We start from the raw sequence: 19,525 nt of genomic DNA, 5'->3' as shown, positions 1-19,525 counted from the left end.
GCGTACACGCCCTTACTTGAGCGCCCCCATGGGCTGGTCCTTGGTGGTGAACGTGTGGCAGTCCCCTCGGCGGTCTGAGACGACGTTCACCCGCCCGACGGGGTGCCACCCGACCGGATGGTGTGCGGTGCACACATGCCCCGCTCGCACGACACCTGGCCACCTCTTCGGTATGACGGGGGTGACCGGGCTCCCGGCGGGGGCGGAACACATCACAACGGTCCACGGTATGTACGCGGAAAACACGCCTGAGATACCTTCTCTCCGCACGCCCTGTTTGAATCGTTTCAGTTCGATCTAGAGGGACAAGGTGTCATGTCGCCGAGCCGTAACATCCCCCAGCCGCAGAACGATCCCACCCGCAGAACCGTCGTCGCGGCGGGAGCCGGCCTGGCGGCACTGACCGCCGCGGGACTCCCCCTGGCCGCGTCGTCCCCGGCCGCGGCCGCCCCCGCCGCACAGGCGCCGGGCAAGGTGCCCCATGACGCGAAGTCCTGGCACCGCTACGTTCAGGGCCCGTCCGGCCGCACGGTCCGCCCGGTCCGCGTCATCGCGTCCACCGGAGACGTACGCTGCCCGGAGGCCCTGCTCAAGCGCGGCGGAACCGTCACCGTCCTGGACCGTCCCGAGCCCGTCGCGCCGCCGCGCTGGCCCGAGGGCACCACCGCAACCGCCTCCTCCTCTCACGCGGGCAACGAGGGCAACGACGGCAAGCCGCGCACCTACGACGCGGGCAACGCCATCGACGGCAGCCTCGACACCTTCTGGAACGACGACTCCCTGGGTGTCTTCCCCGACACGCTCACCATCACGGTCCCTTCCGCCCAGCAGTTGTCGGGCATCACCGTGATATCCAACAGCGACGGTGTCCCCACGGAGTTCACCGTGGAGACCTCGCAGGGCGACACCTGGCAGACCGTCGCCACGGTGTCCGGCAACACCGCCGTCCAGCGGGCCGTCACCTTCTCCCAGCCCGTCTCCACGACCCGGGTCCGCATCACGGTCACCGGTGTGCAGGACACCCCGCGCGGAGCCTTCACCCGGATCAACGAGGTGTGGCCCGCCGCCGTGGAGACGGCCGCCGTGCCCAGCGTCACGGTCGACTTCGGCAAAGTCGTCGTGGGCTACCCCCGCATCCGTTTCGCCTCCGCGTCGGCCAACTCCCCCGGCGTGCGCCTCGCGTTCTCCGAGACCAAGGAGTTCCTGACCGACCGTTCCGACTTCACCCGCTCCGACCAGGCCGGCGGCACCGGTCAGGGCACCGACCAGTTCGCCGTTCCCGCGGGCGGCACCACCTGGACGGACCACAAGGGCTTCCTACGGGACGGCAAGGTCTACGCCGACGGACTGCACGGATTCCGCTACCTCAAGATCACCCTCGACGCCCTGGCGGTTGACGCCCCCGTCGCCCAACCCTGGGGCACCGTCCGGATCGACTCCGTCGACCTGGACTTCACCGGCTACGTCGGGACACCCAGCACCTACCGCGGCTGGTTCCTGTGCTCCGACGACGACCTCAACCGGTACTGGTACGGCGCCTCCTACACCAACGAACTCGTCACCGACACCTTCCGCCAGGACGACGTCGACCCCCGCAACGCGTGGACGTCCTCCCTGGAAGGCAAGCTGGTCCTGCACGACGGCGCCAAACGCGACCGCGACCCCTATGTCGGCGACTTGGCCGTCTCCGCCCGCACGCTCTACCTCACCCACGACGACACCGCCGCAGCCGCACGCAACGTCCTGGCCGACCTGGCCGACCACCAGCGCGCCGACGGCTGGATCCCCCCGGCCTCGATCTCCGCATACGACCTGCCCCTGTTCGACTACCCCCTGTGGTGGGTGACGTGCAGCTGGGACTACGTCCTCTACACCGGAGACCGCTCCTACGCGACCCGCTACTACCCACACCTGGCGAAGGTGCTGGACACCTGGTACCCGAGCGTCACCGACGACGCGGGACTGCTGAGCAAGGGCCTCAACGACACCGGCCGCTACGGCGACTACGCCTTCCTCGACCGCACCGGCCGTATCACCTACTACAACGTGCTGTACGTGCAGGCCCTCAACGACAGCGCCGCACTCGCCCGTTGGCTCGGCCACACCGCGGACGCCGCACGGTGGACCGACCGCGCCAAGACGGTCGCCGCCGCCGTCAACGCCCACCTGTGGGACGACTCCGCCGGCGCCTACCTCGACTCCTCCACCGGAGCCGTACGGCACGCCCAGGACGGCAACTCGCTGGCCATCACCGCCGGTGTCGCCGGGACCCAGCGGGCGGCCTCGGCGCTCGCCCACCTCGACGCCACCACACACCTGCCGTACGGCAACGCCTTCATGGACAACGACACCCTCTTCGACGGCGCCTCCCAGCGCGTGTACGCCTTCACCTCCTACCCCGAGATCGTGGCGCGCTTCGAGAGCGGACGGGAGTCCTCGGCGCTTGACCAGATCCGGCGCACCTACGGCTGGATGGACAGCCACGACCCCGGCATCACCAACTGGGAGGGCATCGGCCCCGACGGGTCCCTGTACGAAGGGGCTTACACGAGCATGGCGCACGGCTGGTCGACGGGCGTCCTGCCGGCCCTGACCCACCAACTCCTGGGCGCCCGCCCGACGTCACCCGGATACAAGGGCTGGGAGGTGAAACCCCACCCCGGCGACGTGGCCTGGGCACAGGGCGAACTCCCCACGCCCACGGGCTCGTTGGCGGTCGACTGGAGCAACACGGCGAAGTCGTTCACTCTCACGTTGCGGGTCCCCCACGGCACCCGCGGCGCGGTCTCCCTGCCGGTCAGCGACGCGCGCGCGGTGGTACGCCAGGAAGGGCGCGTCGTCTGGGACGGCCGCCGTGCACGGACCTCTCAGGTGACGAAGGACGGTGACCGGGTCACCGTCTCCGGCCTGGGAGCGGGTCGCCACCGCTTCACCGTCACCCGCTAGAGGGCGTCCGCGGATATCGCGAGCAGGTGGCGCTTGATGCCGTTGACCTGCTTGTCCCTGCCGATGCCTCTCCGCACCTTCGGCGTGGGTGGGCGGACCACGGTCGACGCCCCGGCGTGCGAAGGACCCATATATCAACCTTGTTGAGGCTTGCGGGAACGGTGGCCGCATGCAACGACTTGGGGCCGCGCATATCAACTTGGTTGATTTATGGGTCCGGTGCTGACACACTCCGAACAGTGGCGCAGCCCTTCTCGCGGGGTCCTGATCACACGTCGGTGCACGAGCCGGCAGCCCACTCCTACGCCCTGCATGTCAGCGCAATTCACCCTGGAGGAAGCCATGACTGTCGCGGTAACCGGTGCCGGCGGACAGTTGGGGGGCCTCGTCGTCGAGGCGCTTCTGCGCAAGAAGACGCCGGTAGTAGCCATCGTTCGCAACCGCGCCAGTGCCGCCGGGCCGGCGGAACAGGGCGCGGACCTCCGGCAAGCGACGTACGACGACCCAGGACTGCTCGATGAGGCGCTCGCGGGCGTCCGAAGGCTCCTGCTCATCTCGGGCGGCGAGTTGAGGGTCCGGGTTGATCAGCACGTCAATGTGATTCGCGCCGCCGAGCGCGCGGGTGTGGAGCTTCTCGCCTACACCAGCATCCCGAACGCGCATCGCAACCCGATGATCATGGCGCAGGATCACAAGGCGACCGAGGCGGCACTCCTCGAAGCCGACGTGCCGCACACCTTCCTGCGCAACGGCTGGTACTGGGAGAACTACGTACCCGGCCTGGCGCGTGCCGTGGAGACCGGTGTCATGTACGGCGCCGCCCGCGACGGTCGAGTCTCCGGCGCCGCCCGCGCCGACCTCGCGGAGGCGGCTGCCACCGTGCTCACGTCAGAGGGTCACGCCGGACGTGTCTACGAGCTCGGAGGCGATGCCGTCACGTATGCGGACTTGGCGGCAGCCATGTCGGAGGCAGCCGGCAAGCCGGTGCGCTACCAGGATCTCCCACCGGAGGACTTCACCGCCGGCCTGGTGCGGGCCGGCGTGCCGACCGGATTCGCGCGGGTGCTGACCGACGCCGAACTGCGCATCGCCGAGGACGCCCTGTTCACCGACAGTGGCGACCTGGCCGAGCTCACAGGCCACCCGGCGACTTCCCCAGTCGAGGTTTTCCGCGCGGCTCTCGATCGAGAGTGACTCGGTGTCGGACCGTAACGCCCGATTGTTCGAGCCGACCAGGGGCCTCTGCCGCGATCCGCCCGGTGACCGGCCGCCAAGGACCGGCCCTCAGGCCGGACACGTCGGTCAGGTGACCACAGCAGGAGGCATCACTTTCCATCCACGCACATGGGTGGGACCACCTGCGGCTCACTTCCATTGAGCAGGCGTACAGAACGCCTCGCCCACCAAGACCTGGCCGAAGCCACCGCACATGTACGGAAACTCGACAGCGAACTCAGGATATGGAGGCACCACGTGAAGAAGAATCGCTTCATCGCCATGATCATGACCGCGGGAATCCTCACCGGAACGGCTGCCCTCACGCAGCCGGCCGCTGCGTCGACGGCGGACTGCTCGGGGTATGAGTACGTCCAGACCCGCCCAGTGGCCGCCGGAGAGACGTCGCTGCCCTGGCAGTACGTCATATCTCTGCAGCCCGGCACCATCGATGTCTGCCTCGACGGCCCAGACGGTACCGACTACGGTCTGAAGCTGGTACGCCTCGTGCCCAGCGGTCAGGAAACCGTCGCCACCGCGCCGACTGGCAGCGCCGACAAGACGCTCTCCTACGTGGGACCGGTCAGCGGCTGGCAGATACAGGTCTCTGCCGACAGGGCCGGTTCGTACACCGTGGGCGTCAACCTCCCCTAGAAGCCCTCCGGAAGGCCGTCCGGCCATGTACCGATCGTCGCCGGACAGTGCGCCGGGGCTCGTCGTCGTGATCACGGCGTCGAGCCCCGCTTTCATGTGGTCGCCCTGCTCACACGAGCGGCGCCACCACCTGTCACGGTCTTGCAAGACCCGGCTTACACAACAGGTCAGCGAGCAGGTGTGAGCCCTGTCGGTCGTCGGCGAGACGCTGGTCGAACGGGAGCCCCAGTTGCGCGTCCAGTGCGACTCGATGCGTTTCCCTGCTGATCCTGGACCACTCAAGAGCTTCTTCAACCGGGCCCGTGAGGGTGACGGCGTCGCTCAGGCCGACCCGGGGTCCCGGCGGCCGAGGACCGCTGGGTCGGGTCGCGGTACCCGAGCTGAAGAGGTAATTGCACGGCCCACGGGATGGTGATCGCGCAGACGCCCAGCGACAACGAGGCTCAGGCGAAGGCGAAGGCCCGTGTCGCGGGGCCATCCCTTTCAGGGCGATCCGGTAGCTGTGTAGGCGGCCCCGATCAGGTGGGAGTGTGCACGTGCGGTGAACACTGTGCCGGCGATGATTCCGTGTACCGGGCGGCAAGGCCGATCAGCTCATCGAGGCGGTCGCGTGCCCGGGTCAGATCGTGCAGTCGGACCTGGATGCGGTCCCGTTCCCCCGTGAGCCGCTGCGTCATCTCCGGTGTCGCTACGAGCGTGTCCAGGAACGGCAGGATGTGCAGGATCGCCTTGCTGGGCAGCCCGGCCGCGTAGAGGAGCTGGATGAACTTCACTCGCTCGACGTCCGAATCGGAGTAGTCCCGCTGGTCCCCGGCGCCGCGGGCGGCGACGACGAGTCCCTGCTCCTCGTAGTAGCGCAGCGCGCGGACGCTGACCCCTGCCCGTTCGGCGACCTTTCCGATACGCATCGTCCCTCCTGGCTGTTTCCGACTTGCACCTCACGTCGACGTGAGGTTCTAGCGTACGGGCATGAACATCAACGGAGCGACCGCGCTCGTCACCGGAGCCAACCGCGGCATCGGCCGCCACCTCGCAGCCCAGCTCGCCGAGCGGGGAGCGAAGGTCTACGCGACTGCCCGCCGGCCCGAGTCCGGCGTGGAGGTCCTCGCCCTCGACATCACCGATCCCGATTCCGTCGCAGCCGTCGCCCACGAGGCTCGTGACGTTGACCTGCTGGTCAACAATGCCGGCATCGGGGGTGGAACCCTGCTCGGCGATCTCGACAGCGTCCGCGCCACGATGGACGTGAACTTCTGGGGCACCTTGTCCATGATCCGGTCCTTCGCGCCGGTCCTGGCTGACAACGGTGGAGGCGCGATCCTCAACATCGCCTCGTCCGCGTCGTGGTTCGTCTTTCCCGGGGCCAGCGCGTACGCAGTCTCCAAGGCCGCCGTGTGGAGCATGGGCAACGCGCTGCGCCAGGAACTGGCCGGACAGGGAACCCGTCTCACCTCGGTGCACCTCGGGGCTGCCGACACCGACCTGACCAAGGGCCTCGACGTACCGAAGATGAGCGCGGCGGACGTCGCGCGAGCCGCTCTCGACGGGGTCGAGGCCGAGGTGTTCGAGGTCGTTGTCGATGAGTTCACCGAAATGGTCAAGGCTTCACTGAGCAAGGACCCGCGGGAGTTCGCCGGCCAGTTCCAGCAGTTCCTCACCTCCTGACCTTGTGATTTGTCCGGTGCGACGTGGTTCGGTGCCGGGTTCGACAAGGTGATCGAAGGGAGTGGCATCGCTCCGCACTCCCCGGCAGCGGTGCGCGACGGCCGCTGAGCGGCTGACCGAAGCCAGGGCCCGCAAGCTCGTCCCCGCCCCGGTCGGCCACGACTGATCCGGCTCGCCCCCGTCGTCGTCCTCGTCCAGCTCCGGCGCCGGGGTCGCGCAGTGGGCGCACGGCGCCGGCGGCCGGGGGCGAGGCGGTGAAGCAGTAGCGGCCGAGCAGGTTCAGGTTGCGGTGCTTGAGCGGGGAGAGCCTGGCGATGCCCTCCTCACGGATCTCGCGGCCCTCGCCCTTCTGCTGGGCAACGGCGTCGTCGACGTACTTCGTTGTCCAGAGCAGGAATGTCCGAGGGCCTCCTGGTTCGTGAGCAAGTCCAGCCCGTTTACGTAGAGTTGAGACGCGCAGAATGCCGCAGGACGTGCGGTGCCAACCTGTCCGTCCAGTCGGCAGATGAGCCGGGACCGCGTTGTCGAGCCCGTTGCGCAGAGCGTCGCCGTCACGCCCCGAGTTCGCATCGCATTCTTGATCGACCGATCCAGATAGGTTACGGTGGACAACATGGCAAGGACGCGGGAGTTCGACATCGAAGCGGCGACCAGCCGCGCGATGGAGCTGTTTTGGACGCGCGGATATGAGGCAACCTCAGTACGCGACTTGACCCAGCACCTCGGAATCGGGCAGGGATCCCTGTACGCCGCGTTCGGCGACAAGGACGGCCTCTATCGAGCCGCACTGGAGCACTACCGCGTCACCTTCGCCGCGGCAGCCCTGCGCAGCCTCGAAGAGGGGACGGACGCCCGATCGGCAATCCGTGCGCTATTGGTCGAGCGGATCCGGATCGCAGTCAAACACGGCGGCCGGGGGTGCCTGGTGGTCAATGCCGCCACCGAGCGTCTACCGGAAGACCAGCCGACCCGGCGCACCGTGCGGGACGTGCTGAGCGCCAACCAGGACGCGCTCACCGACCTGCTGCGCGCGGCGGCGGAGCGCGACGAGATCTCGGCGCGGCACGACCCGCACACCCTCGCCGCCTTCCTCGCCACCTTCCTCAACGGCCTCCTCGTGTCCTCCAAGATCACGCCGGACCCCTCCGCCCTCGAACCCCTGGTGGAGGTCGCACTGACCGCACTCGACTGACTTCTCGCGCGCTTGGAAGCTGAAGCGCTTACGCATGCCCAATATCTGTATCGCTCGATCCAGATAAGGCATGGAAGACACACCTGAGGCGGGCGTCATGACCGCCCGTGAACTCTCAACCGGCGCCGACCCGCCGGCATGAGATCACCCCCTCGCCACCGGCACGCGCTGCAACCCCGGCCGGGCGAGTCCAGACACCACAGAAAGTCGATGTACGAGATGATCTTCGACCACCACGGCACACCTGCTCGCACAGGCCGTGCCACCGTCAACGGAACGAGTCTGCACTACCGGACAAGCGGGTCCGGCCCGGCGGTGGTACTCCTGCACGGCGTGCCGAAGACCAGCTACCACTGGCGGCACCTCCTCCCGAAGCTGACGCCCCACCACACCGTGGTCGCGCCCGACCTCCGTGGCCTCGGCGACTCCGCGCGCCCTGCGGGCGGCTACGACTCCGCGACGATGAGCGACGACATCGCCGCACTGATGGGCCACCTCGGGCACAGCACCTACACCGTGATCGGCGAGGACTGGGGTGCCGTGATCGGCTACCAGCTCGCGGCAAGGCACCGCGATCACGTCAACGCCCTGGTCTTCGCCGAGGCGCTGTTCCCCGGGTTCGGCTTCGAGGACCACAACGCGCTCACGCCCGAAATGATCTCAAGCGGCATGCACATGTGGCACTTGGGCTTCTACTTCCAGCCGGACGTGCCCGAGATGCTGATCACCGGCCACGAACGCGAGCTGATCACCTACATGATCAAATCCGAGCGCAGCAACCCGGACACCGCCACCCCTGACGCGATCGAGGAGTACGTACGCTGCTACTCCATGCCCGGCGCCATACGCGCGATGCTCTCGATCTACCGGGCGATACACATCGACGGCGAGCAGAACCGGCAAGCAGCACAGAAGAAGTTGGACATCCCGGTACTGGCCCTCGGCGGCTCGGCGTTCATCGGCGACCGCAACGAGTCCCAGATGCGGCTGTTCGCCCACGACGTCACCGGTCACGTCTTCGATGCCGGGCACGACCTCGCCGAGGAAGTACCCGGCGAGATGGCCGAAGTCGTGCTGCCCTTCCTGGCCAAGCAGATGTAACCGCAAGGCAATGGCGCGACCCGACACTCAAGCGTCGAACCTGCACACCGCAGCCAGCACAGAATGCGGGAGCCCGGGCCCACGCGCGGGCCCGGGCGATCAGCACAGGGCCAGAGGGATCGACCGAGACCACCAGCACGCTCATCAAGTGCGTTGGCAGACAAGCTAATTCAACAAGGCACAGCCAGATCCCGCCCGGTACGCGGACCGGCCGACCCTCGCCCCTAGATGATCTGCAGCTACGAAAACCTTGCCAGAGCCACATTCACGTGTACACCGACACGGATCCTGGCGTGGGATCGATTGACGGGCTGGTGTCCTGCCGTTCTACCGGCCGAGGGCGCGCGTGGAGCTCATCCGACGCGGCCCTCGTCGAAATTCTCGACCGGTTCTCCGCCGGGCGGCTCCTGCGGGAATTCCTTTCGCGGAACGATGTATCCGTTTTCCGCGCCGCCCTGTACCGTCACGCCCCAGGCGGTTTTCGTTTCGCTGATCTCGGCCATCTGGTAGCCGTATTGCCCATAGAGGGAAACCTTCGATCCTTCGTTCAGCGTGACAGGCCGGTTCACGTCCCTGGCCGTGTAGGTGACGTAGAACGTGACCTGAGGCATGTCCTTGGAGATCTGCCTGATAACCGATCGGCAGGAGTGGCACGGCCCTTGCGAACATCCGAGGTAGACATCGCCCGTAAAACCGTTGGCGATGTTCTTCCAGGCGGCCATGTCCTGTGTGTTCGCGGCCGGCCACGCCTTCACGATCTCGTTCGCGAGCGCGTTCACCGCCTTGAGTTCGGCGTCGTGGTCGTGCAGCCGCTCACCGTCGCGTGGGCTGTTCTTGGGTTCCGGCTTCCCCTCGTACCACCGGGAGGGGCGTACCTGGGGCTTCTCGCTGGTGTACCACGCCTGCGGCTGCGAGATCGAGCGGTTCGCCGCGTCCCGGATCTTGTACGAAAGCCAACACTGCGACCTGGGGTAGGGATTCGTCGATGTGGACATCATCGCATTCCGATCGTCTCGCTCATGGCTCGATAATTGCGCCGGACCATAGATCCGATCGCACTGATCAGACTTCGCGTGAGCGGCGGGGCGGTGGAATCAGGAAATCCGCACCCCGGCATCCGCAACTCGGCCCGTGACAGCGGTCGAGAGAATGACGAAACGGAGGACGGGCCGCTATGTACGGCCGCCTTCGACTTCTCCCGACACGCTCGTGCTGCCACGTCCAACACTTTTCAGCCCAATAGTCGTCGCGCCGGACAGCACTGTCAACGGCTCTGCGGCGCCGGAAAGCAGACCGTCTGCGTCCGCTTTACCGAACGGCATTTAATGGCACCGAACACCGATCCGATATGTAGACGCGAGGTGAAAACTGTCACGGTCGGAGTGTGCCGGCACACCTGTACATGTAGAGCCCCCTTTTCACTCCGCGTTGCAAACGCGCTCGGGCGGGGCGTGGGTCACACGGCCTGGACCGGGTGACGGACGACCGCGTCGAAGAGATAGCCCTGAGTGTTGTGGACGGTGGTCTCCGGCTGGGTGCGGCCCGTCGTGTCGGTCGCACGGGCCAGGAGCGTGTACGTCCCCGGGGCCGTCGGACGCCAGTCGGCCGACCAGCGGACCCAGTCGGCGCGGCGCGGGGCGTCGTACAGGCGGGCACGCCGCCAGCTCGCCCCGCCGTCGGTGCTCACGTCGACGCGCGCCACCCCGCCCGCGCCCGACCACGAGCGGCCGGTGAGACGGTGCTCGGCGGCGGCCTCCAGGCTTGCGTTCCAGGGGAGTTCGAAGGCGGACTTGAGTGTCTGCCGGCTGAGCGGGGCGCTGCCTCCCGCCGGGTACGCGTCGCCGAACAGCCGGTAGAAGTCGGTGTTCCACGGGGAGTACAGCGGCTGCGCGGAGACCTCGATGTCACCGACCCACTTGATCGACGCGATCCCGATCCAGGACGGCACGAGGACCCGTACGGGACCGCCGTGGTCCGGCGGCAGCGGCTCGCCGTTCATCTCGTACGCGAGCAGCACGTCGTCCAGGGCCTTCGACAGGGGTAGCGGACGGCGGACCCGGCCCAGGTTCGTGCCGTCCGCCGTGACGTAGTCGGCGTCCAGGCCGCGGGGCAGGACGTCCACGGCTCCGCGGCTCAGCCCGGCCCGGCGCAGCACCTCGCCGAGCCGTACACCGCGCCAGCGGGCCACGCCGATCGCGCCCAGCGTCCACGCCGTGCCGGACACGGTCTGGCTTTGCTGTGTCGTGAAGAAGCTGCGGCCGTTGCCCGCGCACTCCACGAACGCGCTGCGGGTGGTGGCGGGCAGTCGCTTCAGGTCGTCGAGCGTGAACTCCGCGGCCCCGCCGCCCGCGAGGCCGTCTCCCCAGACGGTGACACTCCAGGCGTTCGCGTCCAGGACGGGGGTGGCGGTGTGGTTGCGGACGAAGAAACGGTCCGTGGGGGTGTGGTGGCCGGTGCCCGCCAGTGCCTCGAACCTGGTCTCGGCGTTCGTACCGCGCGAGGTGAACCAGGCGTCGGGAAGGGGCTTGACTATCCCGGGGACCGCGGCGACCGACGCGCTGCCGGTGGTTCCGGCGACGGCTCCGGTGGCGACTCCGGTGGCGGCTCCGGAAGCGGCCAGGGCCGGTGCGGCGAAACCGGTGGTGGCCGCGGTGGCCGCGGTGGCCGCGGTGGCCAGTCCGGCGGCGGCCAGCAGACGAAGCATGTCGCGCCGCTCGATGCCGTCGGCCCGGGCTTCACCCGCGAGCCATTGACGGAGTCTGCGACGGTCGTAGACGGACTCTTCATCGCGCGTGCCGGTACGGGTTTCAGTACCGGAGTCGGTACGGGAGTCGGTACGGGAGTCGGTACGGGACATGGGTGGGCTCCTGCCTGTCGGAGGTGCACGGGCACGGGTGGGGAGGCGGTGGGGTGGCCGCGGGTCCGCGGGTACGGCAGAGCTCGCCGGGCCTTCGGGCCTGGGAGTGGGGGTGGGCCGCGGGAAGAGGAGTGCGGCCGGGAGCGCGGTTACGGGCTCGGTGAAAATCAACAACAGCCGTGCGGCGTACGCACGATGAACCGCGGGGCAGGGCGGCAACGGCTGAGGATCATGGACACCATGGTACGAGGCCGCGCGCCGGCTCGCCGGTGAATCGCGGGAGTTGGGCCCCTCAGACGTCGGTCGGCGAGCCGAGGCCGGTGAGGGCGCCGACCGGATCCAGGTCGGGGGTGCCGCGGGGCCACCAGTCGTCATGGCCCGGTTCCGACTCGTACGCGTACCAGAGGCCGTCGTGGCCCAGGCGGAGCTGTATGTGGCCGTGGGGGTGGGTGAGGTGGTTGTGCCAGGGCCGGAAGGCGGGGAAGTCGGCCGCGAGGAGGAGTGGGCGGGCCCGGTCGAAACGGCCCGCCGGAGGGTCCCAGGCCTCTTCGAGGACGGCGAGCCCTTCGAGACCGCCCTGACGCCACGCGGCGACCGCGCGGGCCAGGTCACCCGGGGTGCGACGCGCGGCGGTGGCCAGGTCCGCGTAGAGGGCGCGGGTGGTGGCGGTGAGGCCGGAACCCGGGCGGGTGGCGGCGAGCCGGACGGCGTCCTGCCAGAGGGTCAGCTCGGCGAGGGGGTCGCGGCCGGTGGTGAGCAGGGCGTGCGCGCGGGCGGCCGCGTCGGTGGCCAACTGGTCCAGTGCGAACGGGTCGGGGCCGCCGGGCGAGGCCGGGTAGGCCGGGGGCTGTTGCGGATGCGCGGGCGGCGGGAGCGGGGCCGGCAGGGGCGCCCGTACGCGGCGCTCGACCGCCTCGCTGGCCGGGACTCCGGGCAGCGCCGGTTCCTCGGCGGCGCGGGCCGAACGGGCGGCCAGGGTGGCGTTGCGCCGGGACAGTTCGTCCAGCAGTTCGCGCTCGCCCCGGCCGCGCAGCAGGAGGAGGACGAACGGGTCTTCGTCCAGCAGCCGCGCGGTCTGATAGCAGAGGGCGGCCGCGTGCTTGCAGGGGTGACCGGAGTCGGGGCAACTGCAGCGCGGGACGAGGTCGCCGGGGCCGGGGAGCAGTTCGACACCGCTGTCGGCGAGTGCCTGGGGCAGCTCCTTGTCGAGCAACGCGGCGATGTGGGCCGGGCGTTCGGCGGCGGCGTCGAGGAAGCGTTCCCAGTCGTCGTCCGAGAGCGTACGCATCCGGATCTGTACGCGGTACGGCCGCGGGCGGCTCCCGTGCACATAGGCGAGCACGAGCCCCGGTGTGACCGTGACGGCGTCGACGTGCCCCTCCCCCGCGTACGCCTTCCCGCGTCCGAGCCGTGCCGCGTCGAGCGCCATCTCCTCCAGCGCGACGACCCACGCGTTGCCCCACCACGTCTCGGCGAACCCGGCGCCCTCGGGCCGCGCCCGCGCCGGTGGCGGCGGGAACGTACGCCGCAACTCGCCGTCCCGGGCGGGGGCGGCCATGGAGCGACCGACCGCCGGGGCACTGCGCTGTGCGGCGTGGCCGCCGGCGACGGGCTCGGCAGGGGGATGGGCATGGAGACGGGGATGGGGATGAGGATGGGGATGGGGATCAGCCTGGGCATGGGCGGTTTCGAGCCCGACGGGTTCGGCGTCGGCACCGGCACCCGCACCCGCACCCGCACCATCGACGCCGGCTTCCGCATCTGTGTCGGCGCTCGTGCCCGTGCTCGTGCTCGTGCTCGTGACCGGAGTCGTGCTCGTGAGCGGAGTCGTCGCCGGACGCGTGGTGTCCGGCCCGGTGACGGACTCGTCCGCCCGCTCTTCCCTCTCCAGCCGGGACGACAGGTCGAGACTGTTGCCCAGCATCTCGGCCAGTTCCCTGACCTGGGCCGCCGCCTCGTGGCTCGGCCTGGTGGGACGGATGGGGCGAGAGCCGGGTGAGGTGACCGCGGCACCGCCGCGCCGCTTCCGGGACGCCCCGACTCCCTTGTCCTGCGCGGCGGTTCGCTCCCGCTCCGCCTGGATGCGCGCGGCACGCAGCGCCTCCCGGGCCACGTCGCCGGGGCGCGAGGTTTCGGAGGAAGCGTCGGGTCGGTCGGCCGCGGGCGGCCCGGAGTCCTCGTCGGGTCGACCGATCACCGAGGGCCCGGAGACCGCACCGGGCCGGGCCGACACTCTCGTGTCGGTGCCCCTCTCGGGCGGCGCACCCGTCACCGTCGAGTCGGAGCTCCTTCCGGGTTCCGCCGTCACTGTTGCAGCGGCGCCCCCGTTGGGCGGTTCCGTCGCCGACGCGTCCGGGACTCCGGCGGGTGGCCCCGACACCGTCGCGCCGGAGACCCCATCGGGTAGCCCTGTCGCCGTCACGTCAGAGCCCGTACCGGGTGCCCCCGTCAGCGTCTCGCCGGAGCTACTCCCAGGAGCCCTCGTCACCGCCGTATCGGCGGCGGCCGGTCGTGCGCCCCGCCCATCCGGCCGCTCGGCGCCTACGGAGCCCGGGGCCCCTTCCGCGCCCTCGGTCCCCGCGGCAGTGTCACCGCCGGTACGGCCCACCGCTCGCCGAAGTGCCTCGCGCGCGGCATCTCCCGGGCGGGGCCCTGATGCCGCGGCCCCCTCGACGGCTCGGCGTCTCGGATCCGCAGCCGCTGGGTGCGCCTTCGACCCCGGAGTCGTACCCGGGGCCTGGGCGGCCGAGAAGGACTCGCCCGGGTTCGCTTCGGCTCGGCGGGCTTCCCGCAGGGCTCGTCGGGCCGCGTCGGCAGGTCGCGTCCCACCGGCCGCCGCGGGAGAGTTGTGCACCGAGGCCACCGCGTCGGCGTCGGCGTGGGCGTCGGCTTGAGGGGTCCCGTCGTCCGCGGCCCGGGCTTCCCCAGTGGACGCGCCCGGCGGGCGCTCGTCCGTGCCGTCGCCGCCCGTACCCGGCTGATCCGTCGGCGACATCACGTGGACCTCCGGAGCGACACCAGGTCGGACAGGTCGCGGTCGGTCAGTTCCGTCAGGGACGCCTCGCCGGAGCCGAGGATCGCGTCCGCCAGGGCCCGCTTGGAGGCGAGCATGTCGGCGATGCGGTCCTCGACGGTGCCCTCGGTGATGAGGCGGTGCACCTGGACGGGCTGGGTCTGGCCGATGCGGTAGGCGCGGTCGGTGGCCTGTTCCTCGACGGCCGGGTTCCACCAGCGGTCGAAGTGGATGACGTGGCCCGCGCGCGTGAGGTTGAGGCCGGTGCCGGCCGCCTTCAGCGACAGGATCAGGATCGGCGTCGCCCCGCTCTGGAACCGGTCCACCATGTTCTCGCGCTCCGGCACCGGCGTGCCCCCGTGGAGCAGTTCGACGGGGACCGCGCGCGCCGTGAGGTGGTTGGTGATCAGCCGGGCCATCCCCACGTACTGGGTGAAGACGAGGGCCGAGCCGTCCTCGGCGAGCAGCGTGTCCAGCAGCTCGTCGAGCAGGGCCAGCTTGCCGGAACGGGCGGCCTGGCGAGCCGTTCCCGAGCCGCTGGGGAGTCCGTCCGGCTCCTCCTTCAGGTAGAGCGCCGGGTGGTCGCAGATCTGTTTGAGCGCGGTGAGGAGCTTGAGGACGAGGCCCCGCCTGGCGATGCCCTGCGTGGTCTCGATGGCGAGCATCGACTCGCGGACCACGGCCTCGTACAGGGAGGCCTGTTCGCGGCTGAGGGGGACGGGGTGGTCCGTCTCCGTCTTGGGAGGGAGTTCGGGGACGATGCCCGGGTCGGACTTCTTGCGCCGGAGGAGGAAGGGCCGGATCAGCCGGGCGAGGCGGGCCACGGCCTCCTCGTCCTCGCCGTTCTCCACGGCGCGCGCGTGCCGGGCGCGGAAGGACTTCAGCGGGCCGAGGAGCCCCGGGGTCGTCCAGTCGAGCAGGGCCCACAGCTCGGAGAGGTTGTTCTCCACCGGTGTACCGCTCAGGGCGACCCTGGCCGGTGCGGAGATGGTCCGCAGGGCCTTGGCCGTCGCCGAGTACGGGTTCTTGACGTGCTGGGCCTCGTCCGCGACGACCATGCCCCAGGTCTGCTCGGCGAGCCGCGGTGCCGTCGAGCGCATCGTCCCGTAGGTGGTCAGGACGAAGCCTCCGGCCATGTCCGCCAGAGAGCGGTCCGGTCCGTGGAAGCGGCGCACGGGCACGCCGGGGGCGAACCTCTCGATCTCGCGCTGCCAGTTGCCGAGCAGCGAGGCGGGGCAGATCACGAGGGTCGGCTCGGTGCGCGCCCGCTTCAGATGGAGGGCGATGACGGTGATGGTCTTGCCGAGTCCCATGTCGTCGGCGAGGCAGCCGCCCAGGCCGAGCGAGGTCATGAGGTCGAGCCAGGCCAGCCCGCGCAGCTGGTAGTCGCGGAGGGTCGCCTTCAGACCGGGCGGCGGGTCGGCGGGCCGCAGTCCGGCCGTCAGGCGGTCGCGCAGCGCGGCGAGCGCTCCGACGGGCACCGCCTCGACGCTCTCCCCGTCGACCTCCACACTGCCGCTCAGCGCCGCGGAGAGGGCGTCCACCGGGTCGAGCAGGCCCAGTTCGCGCTTGCGGGCCTTGCGGACCAGGGCCGGGTCGACGAGCACCCACTGGTCCCGCAGCCGGACGACCGGGCGGTGCGCCTCGGCGAGGGCATCCATCTCGGCCTCGCTGAGCGGGTCGCCGCCCAGGGCCAGCTGCCAGCGGAACTGGAGCAGTTCCTCGCTCTCGAAGAAACCCGTCCCGTCCGTGGCCGAGCCCGGCGCGGGGCGGACGACCGCGGCCGCGCTCAGATCCTGGGCGAGGTCGCGCGGCCAGTGCACGGCGACCCCGGCCGCGCCGAGTCGGGTCGCCGCCACACCGAGCAGGTCCGTCAGCTCGTCCTCGGACAGGGCAAGTACGTCCGGCACGTCCTGCGCGGACAGCCGGTCCAGGGGCGGCCAGACGCGGGCCGCGCGGCGCACGGCCAGGGCCGCGTCGACGCGGGCGCGCGGGCCGAACGTGGCGTCCGCGGTGCCCGCCCACAGGGCCGCCGCGTCGACGACGAGGGTGGGGTCGGCGAGGCTGTGCACCTGGACGACGGCCGCGCCCGCCCGCCGCGCGCCCTCGCTGTCGTCGAAGAGCTCGTACGCGGACAGGTCGAGACGCAGTGAGATCCGGACCCCGGCATCCATGCCGGCGGCGACCTCCGCCGCCCAGTCCTGGGCGCCCGGCAGCCGCTGGGCCCCGCTCGCCGCGAAGGGCCTCCCCGCTGCGTAAGGGGCGGCCGGGGTGCGGGGCAGGGCGTCGGTGACCGCGTCCAGGAAGGCTCGTGTCAGCGCTTCCGGCTCGGGCAGCCGGAGCGCGCCACCGCCGGGCAGGGGGACGGCGTGTCCCTCGTACGGGAGGGCCGCGGCGATCGCCCTGAGGTGGGCGATGTCCTCCGGGTCCAGGGGGCCCGCACGCCACGCGTCGAACCCGTCGGGTGTCAGACCGGGCAGCAGCCGGCCGCGCGCGACGAGCCGCAGCGCGTGCAGGGCGGCGGCTCCCCAGCAGGCCGTGGCGGGATGGGCGGCGGGGTCACGCCTGGCCCGTACCAGCAGCGGCAGGGCCTCCGTGACGGGCATGGTCAGCGCGGGCACCGACACCCGCCGTGCACCCGTCCCGTGCCGCCGTACGACCGTGAGCTCGGTGTCCGGCACGGGGACCGGGATCTCGCCGTCGGGGTCCCAGAAGGCCATCCGTCCGCCGCGGGGCAGCGGGGCGGGAAGGAAGACGGCGGCCAGCCGGACGGACACCTCGGCCGGGGGCCCGGCGCCGGGCTCGGCACGCGTCTGCCCCGTGCTCGTCCCCTCACCCGTACCCGTACGCGTCCCCGCACTCATGCTCCCGGCCACCTCCCTCGCCTGCTCCCGCCCCGGTCGGATCGATCGTCTTCGACTCTACGGGCCGGGTCTGACAACGCGGTGCGTCGGCCGGAGGGGGCGGGTGGCCAGGACGTGGTCGGCGCGTGGTCAGGGCGTCGTTCTGGAGACCACGTAGACCATGGGATGGCCGGGCTTCGCCCAGTCCACGACGATGTGGTGCGTGGGCGTGGGGTTCTTCCGCTCGTGGTTCAGGCCCGACCAGGGGCCGGGGCCGGTGAACTCCCAGCCGACGACCCGCCGGTCGCGGGCGCTGATGACGATGTCGTCCTTCTCCAGGGCGTCGAGGCTGGTGCCGATGGTCTTGAGGAACTTCTCCAGTCCCTCGTCGCTGGTGAGGAACTGGACGTAGAGGCGGCTGGTCTTCCAGTTGTTCGTCTCGTAGTACGCGACCTCGGCCGAGTAGCCCGGAATGGGCACCTGGTACAGGCGGCGCTGGACCCGGGAGGGCCAGCCGGGGGTGAGCCCGGTCGCCGAGTACTTCGCCTCCTTGTCCTTGCCGCTGTCACGGCTCTGGTTGGCGGAGATCACCAGATAGCCGGCCGGGACACCGATGAGCAGCACGATGATCAGCAGGGTCAGCGCCCGGCGGCGGATGCGGTGGCCCCGGTCCTCGGGCGGGCGGGGCGGCTCGTCCGGGGGTGAGGCCTGGCGCGGCAGGGAGGCCGTCACAGCGTCTCCTGTGCCTCGCGGCGCGACTCGGCGTACCGCTCGTAGCGCTCGTACCGCTCGACGCGGCGCCGGTTGGCGCGCCGGAAGCGGCGGGCCACCAGCCGGGCCAGGTCCGCGGCGCCGACCATGCCGGCCTCCGGGCCGAGCTGGGCGCGGGCGATCCGGGCCTCGGGGCGGTAGCCGCGGCCGGTCAGGTGGCGTCGGAAGGCGTCGCGCGCGGGGCCGATCAGGAGGTCGTCGGCCGCGCTGACACCGCCGCCGATGACGAAGCAGGAGGGGTCGAGGGCGGCCGCGAGGTTCGCGATGCCGACGCCCAGCCACTGGCCGATGTCCTGGAGCAGCTCGATGCACATCGCGTCGCCCTCACGGGCCAGCTCGGTGATCATCGGGCCGGTGATCTCGGCGATGTTGCCCTTGACGTGCTCGATGATGCCGTAGGCCACCGGAGAGTCGGCGGCGGCGAGTTCGCGGGCCTCGCGGACCAGGGCGTTGCCGGAGCTGTACTGCTCCCAGCAGCCGCGGTTGCCGCACGGGCAGCGGTGGCCGCCGGGCACGACCTGCATATGGCCGAACTCGCCCGCCACACCGAACTTGCCGCGCTTGACCTGCCCGTCCTCCAGGATGGCGCCGCCGATGCCGGTACCGAGGGTGATCATGACGAGGTGGTCCTCGCCGCGGCCCGCGCCGAAGCGCCACTCCGCCCAGGCGGCGGCGTTCGCGTCGTTGTCCACCAGGACGGGGACGGCGAGGCGGCCCGCGAGACGGTCCCGCAGGGGTTCGTTGCGCCACGAGAGGTGGGGGGCGAACAGGACCCGGTTGCGCTCCGCGTCGACCCAGCCGGCCGCGCCGATGCCGACCGCGTGCACGTCGTGGCGGTCGGAGAGGTCCAGGACCAGTTCGAGGATGGTGTCCTCGACGACCCTGGGGCTCTTGGACTTGTCGGGGGTCTCGGTGCGGACCTTCTCCAGGATGTTGCCGTCCGCGTCGACGACGCCCGCCATCACCTTCGTACCGCCGATGTCGATGCCGACGGTGGGGACGCGCGGCGCCGTCAGGTGGGAACGGCGCTCGCGCGTGCCCACGGTGCGCAGGGCGGTGGCACGGCGGGAGCCGATGGGGGCGCCCGCGGCTCTGGCGGAGCCGAGCGCCCTGGGCAGGGCGAGGTCGCGGTAGGTGCTCATCGCGCCGATTCTGCCGCACGTGGTGGTTTGGCCGCACGGCGGCGTCCCCCGCTGTGCTGGGGGCGCCCCGGGCAGCCGTCGTCCGTCCGTCGGCCGCAGGCGCGTCGTGGCTGGTCGCGCCCACGC

At 70.7% G+C, this 19,525-nt stretch carries 14 protein-coding genes and 1 pseudogene; 6 read left to right on the top strand and 9 right to left on the bottom strand.

The window, feature by feature from the left end:
* The first annotated feature begins 315 nt into the window (after window positions 1–315).
* Window positions 316–2,946 carry an alpha-L-rhamnosidase C-terminal domain-containing protein gene (locus ACH4DZ_RS20085; protein ID WP_398288536.1) on the top strand — a complete coding sequence of 877 codons (2,631 nt, stop codon included), beginning with the start codon at window positions 316–318 and terminating at the stop codon, window positions 2,944–2,946.
* Here ACH4DZ_RS20085 and ACH4DZ_RS20080 read toward each other — a convergent pair.
* Window positions 2,943–3,077: a hypothetical protein gene (locus ACH4DZ_RS20080; RefSeq protein ID WP_398288535.1), complete on the bottom strand. Its 135-nt coding sequence runs from the start codon at window positions 3,075–3,077 to the stop codon at window positions 2,943–2,945. The two genes, ACH4DZ_RS20085 and ACH4DZ_RS20080, sit on opposite strands and share 4 nt — an antisense overlap.
* 211 nt (window positions 3,078–3,288) lie before the next feature.
* On the opposite strand from ACH4DZ_RS20080, the gene ACH4DZ_RS20075 reads away from it, so the two are divergent.
* Both ACH4DZ_RS20075 and ACH4DZ_RS20070 read left to right on the top strand, forming a co-directional pair.
* The gene (locus ACH4DZ_RS20075) at window positions 3,289–4,140 is read left to right on the top strand and encodes an SDR family oxidoreductase (protein ID WP_398288534.1); all 852 of its coding nucleotides are present in this window, start codon (window positions 3,289–3,291) and stop codon (window positions 4,138–4,140) included.
* A 279-nt stretch (window positions 4,141–4,419) separates the two neighbouring features.
* The gene (locus ACH4DZ_RS20070) at window positions 4,420–4,815 is read left to right on the top strand and encodes a hypothetical protein (protein ID WP_398288533.1); all 396 of its coding nucleotides are present in this window, start codon (window positions 4,420–4,422) and stop codon (window positions 4,813–4,815) included.
* A 518-nt stretch (window positions 4,816–5,333) separates the two neighbouring features.
* Here ACH4DZ_RS20070 and ACH4DZ_RS20065 read toward each other — a convergent pair.
* A complete protein-coding gene (locus ACH4DZ_RS20065) occupies window positions 5,334–5,723 on the bottom strand; it encodes a MerR family transcriptional regulator (RefSeq protein WP_398288532.1) in 390 nt (129 codons plus the stop codon).
* Between the two features lie 61 nt (window positions 5,724–5,784).
* On the opposite strand from ACH4DZ_RS20065, the gene ACH4DZ_RS20060 reads away from it, so the two are divergent.
* Window positions 5,785–6,480 carry an SDR family oxidoreductase gene (locus ACH4DZ_RS20060; protein WP_398288531.1) on the top strand — a complete coding sequence of 232 codons (696 nt, stop codon included), beginning with the start codon at window positions 5,785–5,787 and terminating at the stop codon, window positions 6,478–6,480.
* A gap of 171 nt (window positions 6,481–6,651) precedes the next feature.
* Here the strand turns inward: ACH4DZ_RS20060 and ACH4DZ_RS20055 are convergent.
* Window positions 6,652–6,874: pseudogene (locus tag ACH4DZ_RS20055) on the bottom strand (Tn3 family transposase); the annotation flags it as partial.
* A gap of 219 nt (window positions 6,875–7,093) precedes the next feature.
* Here ACH4DZ_RS20055 and ACH4DZ_RS20050 point away from each other — a divergent pair.
* Both ACH4DZ_RS20050 and ACH4DZ_RS20045 read left to right on the top strand, forming a co-directional pair.
* Complete coding sequence (locus ACH4DZ_RS20050; RefSeq protein WP_398288530.1) at window positions 7,094–7,672, top strand: TetR/AcrR family transcriptional regulator; 579 nt, start codon at window positions 7,094–7,096, stop codon at window positions 7,670–7,672.
* A 219-nt stretch (window positions 7,673–7,891) separates the two neighbouring features.
* Window positions 7,892–8,773 (top strand): alpha/beta fold hydrolase, encoded by an 882-nt coding sequence (locus tag ACH4DZ_RS20045; RefSeq protein WP_398288747.1) that lies wholly within the window; start codon window positions 7,892–7,894, stop codon window positions 8,771–8,773.
* Window positions 8,774–9,126: 353 nt separating this feature from the next.
* Here ACH4DZ_RS20045 and ACH4DZ_RS20040 read toward each other — a convergent pair whose 3' ends face one another.
* The 6 genes from ACH4DZ_RS20040 to ACH4DZ_RS20015 all read right to left on the bottom strand — a co-directional run bounded on the left by ACH4DZ_RS20040 (window position 9,127) and on the right by ACH4DZ_RS20015 (window position 19,399).
* Window positions 9,127–9,768, bottom strand: a complete 642-nt coding sequence (locus ACH4DZ_RS20040) for a hypothetical protein (protein ID WP_398288529.1) — start codon at window positions 9,766–9,768, stop codon at window positions 9,127–9,129.
* A gap of 461 nt (window positions 9,769–10,229) precedes the next feature.
* The gene (locus ACH4DZ_RS20035) at window positions 10,230–11,630 is read right to left on the bottom strand and encodes a sulfite oxidase (RefSeq protein WP_398288528.1); all 1,401 of its coding nucleotides are present in this window, start codon (window positions 11,628–11,630) and stop codon (window positions 10,230–10,232) included.
* A 292-nt stretch (window positions 11,631–11,922) separates the two neighbouring features.
* Window positions 11,923–13,902 carry an SWIM zinc finger family protein gene (locus ACH4DZ_RS20030; protein ID WP_398288527.1) on the bottom strand — a complete coding sequence of 660 codons (1,980 nt, stop codon included), beginning with the start codon at window positions 13,900–13,902 and terminating at the stop codon, window positions 11,923–11,925.
* Window positions 13,903–14,624: 722 nt separating this feature from the next.
* Window positions 14,625–17,507: a DEAD/DEAH box helicase gene (locus tag ACH4DZ_RS20025; RefSeq protein ID WP_398288526.1), complete on the bottom strand. Its 2,883-nt coding sequence runs from the start codon at window positions 17,505–17,507 to the stop codon at window positions 14,625–14,627.
* A 129-nt stretch (window positions 17,508–17,636) separates the two neighbouring features.
* On the bottom strand, window positions 17,637–18,218 hold the full coding sequence (locus ACH4DZ_RS20020) for a sugar kinase (RefSeq protein ID WP_398288525.1): 582 nt from the start codon (window positions 18,216–18,218) through the stop codon (window positions 17,637–17,639).
* The gene (locus ACH4DZ_RS20015; RefSeq protein ID WP_398288524.1) at window positions 18,215–19,399 is read right to left on the bottom strand and encodes an ROK family glucokinase; all 1,185 of its coding nucleotides are present in this window, start codon (window positions 19,397–19,399) and stop codon (window positions 18,215–18,217) included. Before ACH4DZ_RS20015 ends, ACH4DZ_RS20020 begins: the two co-directional genes overlap by 4 nt.
* Between the last annotated feature and the right edge of the window lie 126 nt (window positions 19,400–19,525).

The sequence above is a fragment of the Streptomyces sp. NPDC017991 genome (assembly GCF_044328075.1).
GTDB lineage: Bacteria > Actinomycetota > Actinomycetes > Streptomycetales > Streptomycetaceae > Streptomyces.
This window is presented reverse-complemented; position numbering and strand designations above follow the sequence as displayed.